Here is a 13,095-nt window from a genome sequence, read left to right on the forward strand (position 1 = left end):
GAATGCAGGGGGACAAGTGCATGAGAAGTGATCTGATCGCCCGCTACACGATCGGCGAGCCGGTCTATGAGAACGAGTTCATCGTCTATCCGGCCCAGGACAAGCGGATGGACCATGCGGTCTTCATCGTCGCGCCCGATATGGCGCTGAAACTGGACAAGGCTCGTTTCGAGCGGGTCTGGACCTCCATCAACGAGGCCAAATCGCTGACGGCCCGGCGCTTCGTCGAAATCGAGGACCTCATTCCGCCGTCGCCGGAAGACGACAATTTCTACATCGTCGAGAAGCGGCCGTCGAAAACGCTGCACCAATATCTCGACGAAACGGAAATGGTGGCTTACGAGCGCGCCGTCGAGATCGGCCGCCACATCCTCGAGGGCCTGGCGACGCTGCATGGCGCCGGTTACGCCCACAATGCGCTGACGGACCAGTGCATCTACGTCTCCGAGGATTATTCCGGCCTGTCGGTGCGGATCGGTAACCTGCACCTGATCTCGAAGATCGGCGAACACATCATCCCGCCCTATGTGCCGGAATTCGGCGCGCCGGAAATCTATGCCAGCGGTACTTTTTCCGCCTCCGCGGCGCTCGACATCTACGCCATGGGCATGATCGCCTACAAGCTGTTCCTGCCGCGGCAGACCTATGCCAGCGTCTTCGACAGCGTCATGGTCTGGGAAGACGAACACCAGCGGGAGCAGAGCTGGAAGAACATCCATCTCGATCCTTCCAATATCTTTCCCCGCCTCGACGTGCTGATCCCGGGCTTTCCCGAGGGTCTTGCAAGCCTAGTGGAAAGGATGCTGAGCCGCGATCCGAGCGCGCGACCGCGAACGGGCGCCGATGCGTTGGGCGAATTCGCACGCGTCACGACGGGCATCCAGCCTATGTCGTGGGATCCGCGCGGCAGCATGCAACAGCAGCAGGACGCGCCGAAGCCGAAAAAATGGACGCTTGCGAAGCTGTCCATGATCGGTGCGCTGCTCCTGATCTGCATCGGCGTCGGCGTCGTCACCATCCCGAAGCTGCTGGCCCCAGATCCAAAACTCGTCGCCGATGTCGGCACCTGGAAGAAGGAGGCCGAAAGCCGCAAGCAGAAGGCGATTGCCGCCAAGGCGCCGGAGCGCCCGGCCAGTGACCAAGCGAAACTCTCCTATGACACCGGCGCCGCGGCGCTGACATCGGCCGATGCCCTGCTCAAGGACGAAGATTACGAAAAGGCCCTTCCGGGCTTCCAGACGGCAGCCATCAATCTCGGCAATGCGCTGATCGGTATCTCCAAAGAAAGTGCCGAGAAGGCGAAGGCTGCCGCTTCAGCCGCCGGCGGCGACAAGGCGCCAGGTTTTGCCGAGGCCGACGCCAAGATGAAGACTGCTGCCGATGCCGCCACCGCAAAGCAGATGCACGCTGCGGTCGGCGCCTACGACGAGTCGAAAACGACGTTTGACGATCTCGCCAAGGCGCTCACCGCGTTGACGGCCGCCGAAAAGGACGCGGCGGCAAAGCGCGAAACCGTCAATCGCATCGGCGCCGGCGATAGCCCCGATGTCGCCAAGGCGAGCGGGCTGATGACGGATGCCAAGGCCAAGGCCGAGCAATGGCAGGTGCCGGCCGCGACCACAGGCTATGGCGACGCCGCTAAACTGTTCGATGCCGTCATCGCCGATGTCATGGCGGCAAAGGATGAGGCGACGGCGCTGAAGCAGAAAGTCACCGATCTCAGCGCCTCCATTGCAACCCGCGCAGGTGCTGCCGATCCGACGCTTGCCGCACTCGCCCCGAAGATCGGCGAGGCCGACGGCCGCTACACTGCGGAGGCTTATAAGCTCGCCATCGTTGCCTACCAGCCGATCCTTGCCGATCTCGAGGCGCTGTCGGCGCGAGGCTTCTGCCCCGTTTCGCAGACGCTTGCCTTCGAGACCGTGCCGGCCGGAAGCTATTCACTTGACAATGTCCGGCTGATGACCTCGTCGATGCAGGAACTCGGCGGCATGCTCGGCGTTGCCAATGGCGCCGTGAAGATCGACAAGTCCTTCTGCATGCAGACGAAGGCGGTCACCAGGGCGGAGATGGCGGAATATTACACCGCCAATTCCGATCCCGCCGCCGCACAGGCCTATGCCGACAATCCTGAGCAGCCGGCCGACGACGTGCCGCTTGCCGTGGCGCAGAACTATACGGCCTGGCTGTCGAAGCAGCTGAACGCGCCCGTCCACCTCCCGTCAGCGACGGAATGGATGGCAAGTGCGGCAAAGATCACGCCGGAAAAACTGCCCGATAACGGTGATATCATCCTGCAATGGAGCGCCACCCCCTGCGAAGCCGGCGGCAATGTCGCCTTCATGGCGCAGGAAGGCTCGACCTTCGTGGTCTGCTCGGATGCGTCGGCCGGCGGCATCTTTCGCGTCACCGCCGAATTGCGGTGAGCGCGGCGAAACTGGGGATAGAATAGGAGCGCGCGTGCGCCGTTCTGCTTCATTCGACAGCTCGCGTTCAAGCCGTATTATTCGACAAATTTCAATTCCAAATTACAAAATACGCGCGTATATTGAACTGGGGACTGCAGTATCCGTGCCTTGAGGGGTCGAGGACAATGTGCTGGAACACATCATCAGCATTCACGCCGGTTGGCTTTGCTTTGCGAGGCCCGGCATCTCGCAAGATCGTATGGACGCTGGGCGACGCGGCGCGTCTCCTGATCAACGACTGGCCTTGCGATGACGGCGAGGAATATGTGGCTGCCGTCAAAGCCTGCGTCGACGCATTGAGCGGGAAGATTGCCCCGGAACAATTCCGGGAAGCGCTTCTGCGCGCGGCCGATGAGGCGGGCATCGCTGCTCTGTCGCTCGTCCGGCAGGGAGTTGGAGAGCGACGGCCGGACCTGCCATCAAGCGCGCAAAGATAGTCCGAATTTCGAAGAGCTACTCGCCTTTCGCCGCCACGTTTGCGCCAGGAGCAGTCGTTGCGCTCGGCGTGAAGGAACGACAGATTTGGGGCCGTTGGCCGGCGGACTGCTTTCGGGAGCAGGCGCTGAAAGCTGACATTCGTTCATCAGCGGCTCGAAGGTCCGCTTTTGACCCGCAGCAACCGATTCCATCGGTACGCGGGGAGGGGCCGCCGATGGCTTGACTGCTGAGCGTCGTCACAGCGACCCTGCGGGGTGCAAGTCAGGAAGACAGCGGCCTTCGGACCTGACCTTTCATACCGCAACCTGCTCTCATTTTTGATCCTTTCACTTAGCAGCGCTTCGCGGTATAATTAGAGCGGGCTAAAATAGAAAATAGAACGGCCGTCAAAGCAGAAACCTTCCGTCTTTGGGCTGGGATCAACTGGGGGTCGAACATGCTTAGCGGCTTTAGCAGGGCCTGCGCGCTGATCCTTTTGTCAGGGAACTTCGCTTTCGCCCAATCGGATCAGATAGAGCCAAACGCTGGAACGTGGAAGACGTGGGTAATCACGTCGGGCAAAGACTTCCGAGTGGCGCCCCCTCCGGATACTTCCGAAACCGAGTTGGAGCAGGTCCGCGAACTTGTCGCAAAGAACGATGCGCAGGTCGCCGCCAAGATCACATTCTGGGACGCTGGCTCGCCCGGCTATCGATGGATCGACTTGGTCAACAACCGTCTTCTCGCAAACCAGACGATCCCCAATGCGCATCGCGTCTACACCTATTTGACGATGGCGGTCTACGACGCCACCGTCGCGGCTTGGGAGTCGAAATACTTCTACAATCGCCCGCGCCCGAGCCAGGTGGATACGACACTGCCGACTGCGCTGCCTACGCCTCAGAGTCCCGCTTATCCATCCGAACACGCGGCAGCCGCTGGAGCCGCCGCGACCGTCCTTGCCTATTTCTTTCCGGACGAGGCGTTGTCGTTCCAGGCGATGGCCGAAGAAGCCGCGCAGTCGCGTGTCCTTGCCGGTGTCCAGTTCCCAAGCGATTCATCCGCTGGCCTGGAATTGGGGCAACGCGTGGCAGAGCAAGTGATTGCGCGGGCAAAGGCCGACGGCTCCGATGCCGTCTGGACCGGCACCGTGCCGACCGGGCCGTGCATGTGGGTCGGAGCCAAACCCGCCAATGCAACCATGCCAAACTGGAAGCCGATCCTGCTCGAGGCAGCCGATGAATTCAGGCCACCGACTCCGCCCGACTGCAAGTCTGCGGCCGTGAAGGCCGAGACGGATGCAGTCCGGCAGTTTGAGCGAAAATTCCCCAACAGCTACAAGGCGTTCTACTGGCAAAGCCCATCCGGCCTGTTCACCGACTGGTATGACTATGCCAGCAAGTGGATGTTCGAGGACAAGACGGATTCGAACCCGCCGCGCGCCGCGCGGGCTTACGCGATGCTCGCAACGGTCTACTACGACGCCTACATTGCAAGCAACGACGGGAAATACGCTTATTGGTACCTGCGGCCTAACATGCTTGACCCGAGCATCACTCCCCTGTTCGCAGTGCCGGCCCATCCCAGTTATCCGTCGAACCACTCCACGTTGTCGACTGCCCGATGCGAGGTGCTTGCCTATCTGTTCCCCGACCAGGCGGAGTTCATCCGAACGGTCGGCAAGGAAGCGGGCGATTCCCGCATCTGGGCCGGCATCCACTATGAAATGGACAACCGGGCCGGTGCCGCACTTGGCAAAGCGGTCGCCGGGAAATTCATCGAGCGGGCAAAAAAAGACGGGGCAGACTAGCGGAAGGGCCGCCAGCGGATGACCGCCGGCGGCTTTCTCCTGAAATGTCGCAGTCCCAAGTAAGGGGTTCTCGGTGGAACGTTCCGTTCACTCAGCAGCCGACGTGCGAGGCAGCAACGTTTCTCAAACGATGCGGATGCGGCGCGTCACCTGGCCATTGCTTTCCCAGTATGTGTGCTTCTTGGCGATCAGCGGATCGTCCATTGCCGGTTGGATTTGCCCTGCGGTACTGATCGCGCGCGAGGTAACCGTGTGTTCTCCAGGCGAGGGATCTGGCCAATCCAGTGACCAAATCTTCCAGGCGTATTCGGCCTCCTCGCTGTGATCGATGACTGCCGGCATCCAAGGCCCTTGATCGATTTTCACTTCGACCCGGTCGATCGGTGCACCCCAGGCTGCGCCGACGATCCGGTGACCGGAGTCCTTGCGCGTGACCTTCGCGGGCGCGGATTTCAGCAAGGCCCGGCCGACCGAGGTTTCGGCCCACACGGTCTCGCCGTTGTGCTCTTCCTCCCGGATGGTGACATAGTCGCGGCCCATCAGCAGGCTCATGAAGCGGGTGTCGCGAACCTCGATGCCCTTCAGCCACTTGACGTTGGCGATCCCGTACCAGCCCGGAGATATAAGCCGCAGCGGGAAACCGTTGGCCACCGGCAGGGTTGCGCCGTTCATTTCGTAGCAGAGCAGATTGTCGGGGTTCATCGCGTCGGCGAGCGACATGCTGCGAGCGAAGTTCTGTTGCATCTTGATGTCGCGAATTGTGACCTCGCCTTTGTCGGTACCGAAGAAGACGACCTCAATGCCCTTTTCAAGGACCCCGGCTTCCTGGAGGATCGGGGCAAGCGGCGTGCCTGCCCAGCGGGCATTGCCGATACCGCCGGTGAAGAAGGGGAAGCCGTGGTTGCCGGAGCATTCCACGGTGAAAACTACCTCCTGCCGCGGCCGCGCCTTGATGTCGGCGAGCGTCAGTTTCAAGGGCTTATTGACCAGCCCTCCGATGTCGAGGGACCAGGACTTGTCGTCAATCGTCGGTCGATCGAAATGCGAGATGCTGAAAAACCTGTCATTCGGAGTTATGAAGGCATCCAAATCCTCCCAGACAAGCTGGGTTTGAATCCCTACCGGATCGGGACTTTCCGTCGGCTGATCGAGCCATGGAATGACTTTCTCGCCCGGCCGCGTCGGAAAAGCGTGGGCCAGCGACGAATAAAGACCCGCGATTCCGGCGAGAACCGCGCTTCCCTGAACGATGAATTCTCTGCGTTGAAGAACAGGCATGGTTTTCCCTCCAGATGCATCCGGAACGAACTGCAGCGCGCCATCGGCCGCAGCGGGGCACGGATATGCGCACAATGTCTTACCTCACCCGGAAATTTTCGGAGCGAGGTCAAGCGTCAGCTGCGCATTCAAACATGCAGCGCCGGACGGTTTTCTAGCTTGCGTCTCCTATTTCAAAATTGCGCCTTTGCAAAAGAAGAGTCCATAGCCGTCGAATCGCCGAGTTCAAGGTAAGCGTCGATATTGAGGATCGACTGCAAGGCTGCTTTGGTCGAGACGCGCCCTCGCGTCATCACCAGAAAAGGTCCGAAAGTGGCGCAAAGCGGACGAAGCGCATGGCTACTGTCGGACCACGGCCGTCATTCGTCCCAATTCAGGATTTCGTCCAAAACGTCTTCACCCAGAACGTTTTCGTTGAACCTCGAATACTTCGACATCGGCCGCCTCCTTCGGACTTGCCTTATCCTAGATCACCATTTCGCGTAGATCGTGGATAAGTCCGCCGAGCCCGGCCTCGGCTCCGACACTTTCTTGTAAACCATGATCCTGACTTTCTTGCCTTTCCAGTCGTCCATTCCGTTTTTTTTCCTCCCGTGGGCAGCGAAGCTGATGGTCAGAGTGTGGAATTTTTCTGATCTGTGCCTTTACAGCGTGCGAAGCATCCAGGATCAGCGGCGCGCGACCGGCTTCACCGCGGCCCGCCGCTGCAGCGCGAAGCGCGCGGCCGAGCAGTTGACGTCGGGAACGAGATCGTAGGTCTGCTGGTAGAGGGTCTGCGCCAGCGTATTGTTGCCGCGGTTTTCCGAGGCAAGGGCTGCGAGCGCCGTGCGTTTGTAGGCCTCGACGATCGGCTCGGCGGCCTTGACCAGCGCGGCGTCGTCAGACGGTTCGGCTGCCAGCGAAAGAGCGGCATAGGTTGCGTCGCCGTCCCTGCCGACGCGGCCGCCGACGGCGCCGTTGAAGCTTGCTTCCGAAACCTGGCGCATGCGCCGGGCATTCTTGATGCATGTCGGAATGCGGGCGGCCTCCGCATTGATGCGTTCGGCCGTCGGCCCACCCTCCGCGCTGCCGCTGTCCGACAGGATCACGTAGCCGATGATGCCGACGATGGCGAGATAGGCGACACCCATGCCGGCCAGGAAGGCCGGCTGCTTCAGCAGCGACTTTTTCGGCTTGTCGTCACTTGTCTTGGATGCCTCCTTCTTCGGCGCCTCCTTGGCAGCAGCTTTGACGACGAATTGGAATTCGACGTCCTTGCCGAGACGAAAGCTGTCGCCGGCTTTCAGCGAGGCCGTCTGCAACAGCGCTTCGCCGCGCAGCATGATCGGGTTCAGCCCCATGCGGCGAATGATGAAGCCGCCGTCGCTCTGCCGCTCGATGCGCGCATGGATCGGCGCCAGGAACGGATCGTCGACGACGATATCGGCACTAGCAGCCCGGCCAATCGACATTTCCGGCCGGTCGAGCACATGGCTGCGGCTCTGGCCACCGGGACCGGTCTGCAGAAGGCTAGGCTTGTTTCCGCGAAAGAAGGAAAAGACCATGATCAGAACATCCCACTCGACATCATCTCGACAATTGCAGGCGCCAGCACCAGAAGCAGGATCGACACGACGATCATCATCGCCGGCATGACGATCTTGGCCTTCAGCTTTTCACTGGCCCGGTCGGCCTTTTCCCAGCGGCGGAAGCGCAGGTCGCGCGCATGTTCGCGCAACAGCTCGACGCGGTTGCTGCCCTCGACTTCCCCCTGGATCACGGCGCGGATGACGCGGATGACCTCCTCGGCGGTCATGCGGCGCTCCAGGCGCTGCAACGCCTCGATCATGCCGGTGCCGAGCGCCACGTCCTTCAGCGTCTGTTCGATCTCCTCGCTCATGACGGTGCCGGGTGCGGCTTCGGCATAAAGCCTCAGGCTTTCCGGCAGCGTCGCCTGCGCCTGCTGCGTCATGACGACGAGATCGAGAAAGTAGGGAAATTCGCGCGAGATTCGTTCCTTGCGGTCCTGCGCCTTGTCGTCGGCGACAACCCAGAAATAGATCGCGGGGATCAGACCGAGGATCAGTCCGGCCACGAGCCCGCCGATGACGCTGCCGCTGGCGATGCCGAACAGCAGGCCGAGCAGGACGAACCCGAAGAGACTGAGAACCACGAGAAGCGCGATATATTCCCGCCCCGTGACACCGCCGAAAGGCCGGCCGCCATAGATCAGCTTCTGCTCGAGCTGCGCGCCGTAGTCCGCCAGCAGCGGCTCGAAATGCGTCAGCACGAATTCGACCGGCGTGCGCATGCCGATGCTGTCGACGATATTCGGCGGCGGACCATCGCCGCCTGCGGACCGGCGCACCACCTGAATGCTGCCGAGCATATCGCCGATCCACCAGACGAATAGCGCAGCGGTAACGCCGGCAAAGGCGATGGCGATCGGGGCGAGGGGTATCTGAGAGATCATACCGACACCTTCATCATCGAGCGCATCCAGAAGAAACCGGTCGCGTAGAGGATGGCGCCGACGATCGCGATGACGATGCCGATGGCGTTGCCGAACACCTTGTCGATCAGTTCCGGCTGGCCGAAGAAGATCATCAGCATCATGAACAGCGCGCCGCCATTGACGACGCGAAAGTTCATGCGCGCCTGCGACGACGAGGTCGTGATCTTCTGATCGAGCTTCCAGATTTCCTTGAAGGATTTCGACATTTCCGTCAGCGGCTCGGAAATGTCGCCGCCCTGGCGAGCAAAGAGACCGAGTGCCGCATCGACCATCTTGAAATGCAGGCTCGGCACGTTGCGGCCGTGGCGGTCGAGCGCCTCGACCAGGCCGATGCCGAGCTTCTGTTCGCGGGCAATGCGCTCGAACTCGCGCGAGGCCGGCATCTGGCCGGTATCGGCCACCGCATTGACTGCGATGGCAAGCGGCTTGCCGGTGCGCACCGCCGAGACGATCTGGTCGACGGCATAGGGAAGCTGCGATTCGATCTGCAGCCAGCGGCGCTGCAGATAATAACGGATCACGCCCTTGGGCAGGAAGATCGCGACCGGGATTGCGATGACGAAGCCGAATATCGGCCCGAAGATCAGCGAAATCACGGTGAAGACGACGATCGCCGTGATGCCGTAGGCGAGGATCATCGTATAGGGCGGAACGGCATCGCGCCCGAAGACCTGTGCTGCCTCGCTGGCGAGCGCGATGTCACGCTCGGTGGCGCGCAGCAGCGGTGCCGGCCAGCGCACCGGCGCGCCCCAGACGAGCAGCCCCGCCGTTATAGCGCCGAGGGCGACCGTAAAAATCTGCAGAATGCTGATATTCATCGCTTTGCCCTCAGACGAACATGTCCAGTTTTTCGATTTCGCCGTCGTCGTTGAACTCGACGAGTTCGGCGACGAAGCTCGGCAGGTAGCCGGTGAAGGCATGCACGGCCTGCCCGCCGGCGCGGCCGACGAGATTGAAGATCGGCTCGACGATGATCAGGCCGGTATCCGGATCGATGCCGATTACCTCCGATATTTCGGTGACGGCGCGCCGTCCATTCGCCAGGCGATTCAGCTGCACGACGAGTTCGACGGCGGCAACGATCTGCTGGCGGATCGCCATGACGGGCAGCGAGCTCTGCCCCTGCAGCACCATCACCTCCAGGCGGGTCATCATGTCCTGCGGCGTGTTGGCATGCGCCGTCGTCATCGAGCCGGCATGGCCGGTGTTCATCGCCTGCAGCATGTCGATCGCTTCGGCGCCGCGGCACTCGCCGACGATGATGCGGTCGGGACGCATGCGCAGCGCGTTGCGCACGAGGTCGCGGATGGTGACGCTGGTCTCGGATTCCGCCGTCTTCGGCCGCGATTGCAGGTAGACGACATGAATGCCGTCGAGCTGCAGTTCCGACGTGTCCTCGACGGCAACGACGCGCTCACCGACCGGAATGAATTGCGACAGGCTGTTCAGGAGCGTCGTCTTGCCGGAGCCCGTCCCGCCTGAGACAACGATGTTCTTGCGCGAGCGGACGGCCGCCTCGAGGAAGGCGCGCATCGGCTCGCTGAGTGCGCCGGCGGTGACCAGCTTGCTGATATCGAGCCGCGACTTGCCGCCGAACTTGCGGATGGTGAGGCAAGCGCCCTTGACGGCCAGCGGCGGAATGACGGCGTTGACACGCGACCCATCCGGCATGCGGAAGTCGGCCATCGCCTCGCTCTCGTTGATCGAGCGGTTGGAATCGACGGCGATGCGCTCGATCACCTTCATCAGCTGCCGTTCATTGGCGAAGGCGAAGGGATAGCGCTCAAGCAGGCCGAATTTTTCGACGTAGATCTCGTCGTAGCGCGTGACCATGATTTCCGAGATGACGTCTAGATCCATCAGCTCGGAGATCGTCCCCCAGCGATACATCAGCTCCTCGATGCTGGAGCGCAGATGCATATGGGCGATCTCATAGCGATCGCCGGCGTTGAAAAGAGCCTGCCGGGATTGGAAGGCGGCGCTGAACCGGGTATCGAGCTGGGCGAAGTCCGAGCGGGTGGATTCGAAGTTGAGCTTGAGCTGCAGCGCCGAAATCAGAGCCTTGCCGACGTCGAAGAGGCGGCGATTGTCCTGCTCTTCGCGCGACAGGCTTGCGGCATTCGACGAGCCGTCACGACGCCCCGTACGGGCAATGCGTTTGGCCAGCCAGCGATAGACGGCGTTCTTGATGACGAGGATGACGAGATCCTGCTGTGCTGCGTCGAGCGCCTCCTTGATGAACATGTCGAGGCGTTCGCGGATGCGGCCGCGCGTCTCCTCGCGGCCGAAATCGGCGGATTTCACCAGCCGGTCATATTGCGTGTCCTTCAGCAGGCGCTCGTGGATTTCCATCTGCAGGGCGAGCACACGTTCCTGATCGGGAAATTGTGTGACCACTTCGGCGGCCGCGGCCGGCTCGACGAGCTCGATCGTGACGTTCGGCACCCAGATCGACATGCCGGCCGAGACCGCGACCGGCGTGCCGGCCCGAAGCGGCTGATCGTCGACGCGCGTCGGGTTGCGGCCGTGATGCTGCACCGACCAGCCTTGGCCGGACTTTCGCAGCACGAATTGCGGCGAAGAGACGTGGCTCCCGCGCAGCCGCACGACGCCCGCACCGGCGGGCAGCGTCAGCGTGCTGCTTTCGCCGACGAAATAGGTTTCGTTCGCCGAGAGCGGGATGACCTCCCGACCACTGCCGTCCTCATAGGAAATCTTCAACAGCATGGCTCATTCCCCCGCGGCGGTCACATGCGCGTCCAGTTGATGCTCGGCAGGTCCTCGACGGTATTGTCGGCCGGATTGCGCAGCACGAGGTTCAGGCTGCCGTTCGACTGGCCCATGGCAAAAATCAGCATTTCAGCTTCCGACGGCGTCACTTCGACGGTCACATTGTTGTAGGTGCTGTTGGCCTTGGTGACCGCGCCCTCCGCCGTCGTCGCCGCGCCGACGGCTAAAACCTTGACATTCTGCAGGAAGGTGCGGGTGACGACGCGGGTGCGCGAGCTGATGCCGAGTTTATAATCCTGCGCCTGTTTGCGGTAGGCGTTGACATCGTTCTCGTCGGCGCCCGGATACTGGGTGAGATAGTTCTTCAGCATCTGCTCGACGGGCGACTGCGGCTGGGCTGGAGCCTGCGGCTGTCCTGCTGTGGCCGGCGCCTGACCAGGGACGGCAGGCTGGCCTGGCACGGCAGCGGGCTGGCCGGGCGCTCCCGGCTGGGTCGCTGCGGCCGGCGCCACGGGCTCGACCGGTTCGTCGACCGTGCCGAGGATATCGACATAGCTGCCCGGCTCGACGAAATGGCCAACGGCCGCGGCCGCGTTGACCGGAAGGGTCAGCGCCCGCTTGCCGGGCGCGATCATCGTCGTCAGGCGTCCGCCATCGGTATCGTCGAAATACTGGAAGAGCAGCACGGAGCCGGCCGGAATATCGCTCGCCGCCGTCCTGTCCTTCAGCCATTCCTGATAGGCGCTGGCGGCAGGCACCGCGAGCTTGGCGAGCGGTCCGAAGCTTTCCGGCAGCATCACCGGCTCGGCAAGCATGTCGGGCGTGATCGCCTGTCCTCGCGTGACCTTCCTGTCGGCCTGGAGCCGCATGAAGGCATAGGCCGTCTGCTCGTTCTTGACGCTCTCGGTCCAGAAGTAGAGCAGAACGCCGGTGATGAGCCCGACGATGACGGCCGCGATGAGCTTCCAGTTCATGGTGTTATTCCCCCTACAAAGGGTTGCCTGATTTGGATGACCTCGACGGTTCGGCCGTCGGTTTTGCTGCGAGTGTAAAGAACATTGGCCTCGACGCTGCCGCGCCGGCCATAAAGGGCAGTGACCCCGCCGCGCTGTGCCGGCGGAGTCTCGATGGTGAAGCCGTCGCGCGAAAGCAGATCGGCGCGCTGATCGGACCAGCGCACGGCCGACAGCGTGCCTTTCGACACGACTGTGCGTGACGTGTGGCCCTTGTCGCGATCGCCGATATCGCTCAGCACCTCGACACCGGCCGGCGGACGCAGCGACATCGGCAGCTTGCCGACATCGGCAGGTGCTGCAAAGGCAGGCAGCGTTGAGGCAACATCGTCGAAGCGGCTCATCAGCACCTCGGTCATCGGCGCATCGGCCGGCCTGCGGATCATGATCGTGACGCCCGGTATGGGCGCTCTCGCCGAAGAATTTGCAGGGTCCTGCCGTCTGAGATAATCGAGGGCAGCCTCGCCGTCGCCGTCGAAGAACCGCACCACCACGGCGAGATCGTCGCGGATGCGGCTCGTCTTCGGGACGATCAGCATGTTGGCGGCAATGACGGCGGTCAGTTCTTCCTTGTCGTTGCTTTTCGGCAGGGCAGGCCTTGTATTGACGGCCAGTACCCGCAGCCACTCGTCGGTGATATCGGAAATGCTGCGATCGCTCTGATAGGGCGTGAATTCAAGCGGTTGGCCGTTGATGACGAGATCGCGCGGCGCGCGTTCCGGCGCGCCGACGATACTGGCCAGCATCGAATTCAGCGTCACCCTCAAATCCTTGTAGATCTCGGCGCGAACAGGTGTTGCCATGGCGGCGGCGAGCCCGAAGACGAGCACCAAACCAGCGAGATGGCCGACGAGACGAAAGGAGATGCGTGAACCCTGTCTCATC

General features: G+C 62.1%; 10 protein-coding genes. 3 read left to right on the forward strand and 7 right to left on the reverse strand.

Annotated features, from left to right (window positions below):
• Nucleotides 1–20 precede the first annotated feature (20 nt).
• From FY112_RS28795 to FY112_RS28805, 3 genes are all read left to right on the forward strand, one after another.
• Nucleotides 21–2,426, forward strand: a complete 2,406-nt coding sequence (locus FY112_RS28795) for a serine/threonine protein kinase (protein WP_017957737.1) — start codon at nucleotides 21–23, stop codon at nucleotides 2,424–2,426.
• 167 nt (nucleotides 2,427–2,593) lie between these two features.
• Nucleotides 2,594–2,905, forward strand: a complete 312-nt coding sequence (locus tag FY112_RS28800; protein WP_011655309.1) for a DUF982 domain-containing protein — start codon at nucleotides 2,594–2,596, stop codon at nucleotides 2,903–2,905.
• A gap of 605 nt (nucleotides 2,906–3,510) precedes the next feature.
• Complete coding sequence (locus tag FY112_RS28805) at nucleotides 3,511–4,695, forward strand: phosphatase PAP2 family protein (protein ID WP_017957736.1); 1,185 nt, start codon at nucleotides 3,511–3,513, stop codon at nucleotides 4,693–4,695.
• A 123-nt stretch (nucleotides 4,696–4,818) separates the two neighbouring features.
• Here FY112_RS28805 and FY112_RS28810 read toward each other — a convergent pair whose 3' ends face one another.
• The 7 genes from FY112_RS28810 to FY112_RS28840 all read right to left on the reverse strand — a co-directional run bounded on the left by FY112_RS28810 (nucleotide 4,819) and on the right by FY112_RS28840 (nucleotide 13,094).
• On the reverse strand, nucleotides 4,819–5,973 hold the full coding sequence (locus tag FY112_RS28810; protein ID WP_017957735.1) for a sulfite oxidase: 1,155 nt from the start codon (nucleotides 5,971–5,973) through the stop codon (nucleotides 4,819–4,821).
• A 668-nt stretch (nucleotides 5,974–6,641) separates the two neighbouring features.
• Nucleotides 6,642–7,517 (reverse strand): FHA domain-containing protein, encoded by an 876-nt coding sequence (locus FY112_RS28815; protein WP_151519864.1) that lies wholly within the window; start codon nucleotides 7,515–7,517, stop codon nucleotides 6,642–6,644.
• Between the two features lie 2 nt (nucleotides 7,518–7,519).
• Complete coding sequence (locus tag FY112_RS28820; protein WP_151519865.1) at nucleotides 7,520–8,425, reverse strand: type II secretion system F family protein; 906 nt, start codon at nucleotides 8,423–8,425, stop codon at nucleotides 7,520–7,522.
• A complete protein-coding gene (locus FY112_RS28825; protein WP_151519866.1) occupies nucleotides 8,422–9,285 on the reverse strand; it encodes a type II secretion system F family protein in 864 nt (287 codons plus the stop codon). Before FY112_RS28825 ends, FY112_RS28820 begins: the two co-directional genes overlap by 4 nt.
• Before the next feature lie 10 nt (nucleotides 9,286–9,295).
• Complete coding sequence (locus FY112_RS28830) at nucleotides 9,296–11,194, reverse strand: ATPase, T2SS/T4P/T4SS family (RefSeq protein WP_017957729.1); 1,899 nt, start codon at nucleotides 11,192–11,194, stop codon at nucleotides 9,296–9,298.
• A gap of 20 nt (nucleotides 11,195–11,214) precedes the next feature.
• Nucleotides 11,215–12,171 (reverse strand): Flp pilus assembly protein CpaB, encoded by a 957-nt coding sequence (gene cpaB, locus FY112_RS28835; RefSeq protein ID WP_017957728.1) that lies wholly within the window; start codon nucleotides 12,169–12,171, stop codon nucleotides 11,215–11,217.
• Entirely contained in the window at nucleotides 12,168–13,094 is a 927-nt protein-coding gene (locus FY112_RS28840; protein WP_017957727.1) for a hypothetical protein, read from the reverse strand. Before FY112_RS28840 ends, cpaB begins: the two co-directional genes overlap by 4 nt.
• Between the last annotated feature and the right edge of the window lies 1 nt (nucleotide 13,095).

Origin of the sequence: Rhizobium sp. PEPV16 (assembly GCF_008919455.1) — a bacterium.
Lineage (GTDB): Bacteria > Pseudomonadota > Alphaproteobacteria > Rhizobiales > Rhizobiaceae > Rhizobium > Rhizobium leguminosarum_Q.

Excerpts from the sequence above, each read along its gene's own strand:
- FY112_RS28795 (WP_017957737.1), top strand. The coding sequence starts at position 21 with ATGAGAAGTGATCTGATCGCCCGCTACACGATCGGCGAGCCGGTCTAT.
- FY112_RS28800 (WP_011655309.1), top strand. The coding sequence starts at position 2,594 with ATGTGCTGGAACACATCATCAGCATTCACGCCGGTTGGCTTTGCTTTG.
- FY112_RS28810 (WP_017957735.1), bottom strand. The coding sequence starts at position 5,973 with ATGCCTGTTCTTCAACGCAGAGAATTCATCGTTCAGGGAAGCGCGGTT.
- FY112_RS28815 (WP_151519864.1), bottom strand. The coding sequence starts at position 7,517 with ATGGTCTTTTCCTTCTTTCGCGGAAACAAGCCTAGCCTTCTGCAGACC.
- FY112_RS28820 (WP_151519865.1), bottom strand. The coding sequence starts at position 8,425 with ATGATCTCTCAGATACCCCTCGCCCCGATCGCCATCGCCTTTGCCGGC.
- FY112_RS28825 (WP_151519866.1), bottom strand. The coding sequence starts at position 9,285 with ATGAATATCAGCATTCTGCAGATTTTTACGGTCGCCCTCGGCGCTATA.
- FY112_RS28830 (WP_017957729.1), bottom strand. The coding sequence starts at position 11,194 with ATGCTGTTGAAGATTTCCTATGAGGACGGCAGTGGTCGGGAGGTCATC.
- cpaB (WP_017957728.1), bottom strand. The coding sequence starts at position 12,171 with ATGAACTGGAAGCTCATCGCGGCCGTCATCGTCGGGCTCATCACCGGC.
- FY112_RS28840 (WP_017957727.1), bottom strand. The coding sequence starts at position 13,094 with ATGAGACAGGGTTCACGCATCTCCTTTCGTCTCGTCGGCCATCTCGCT.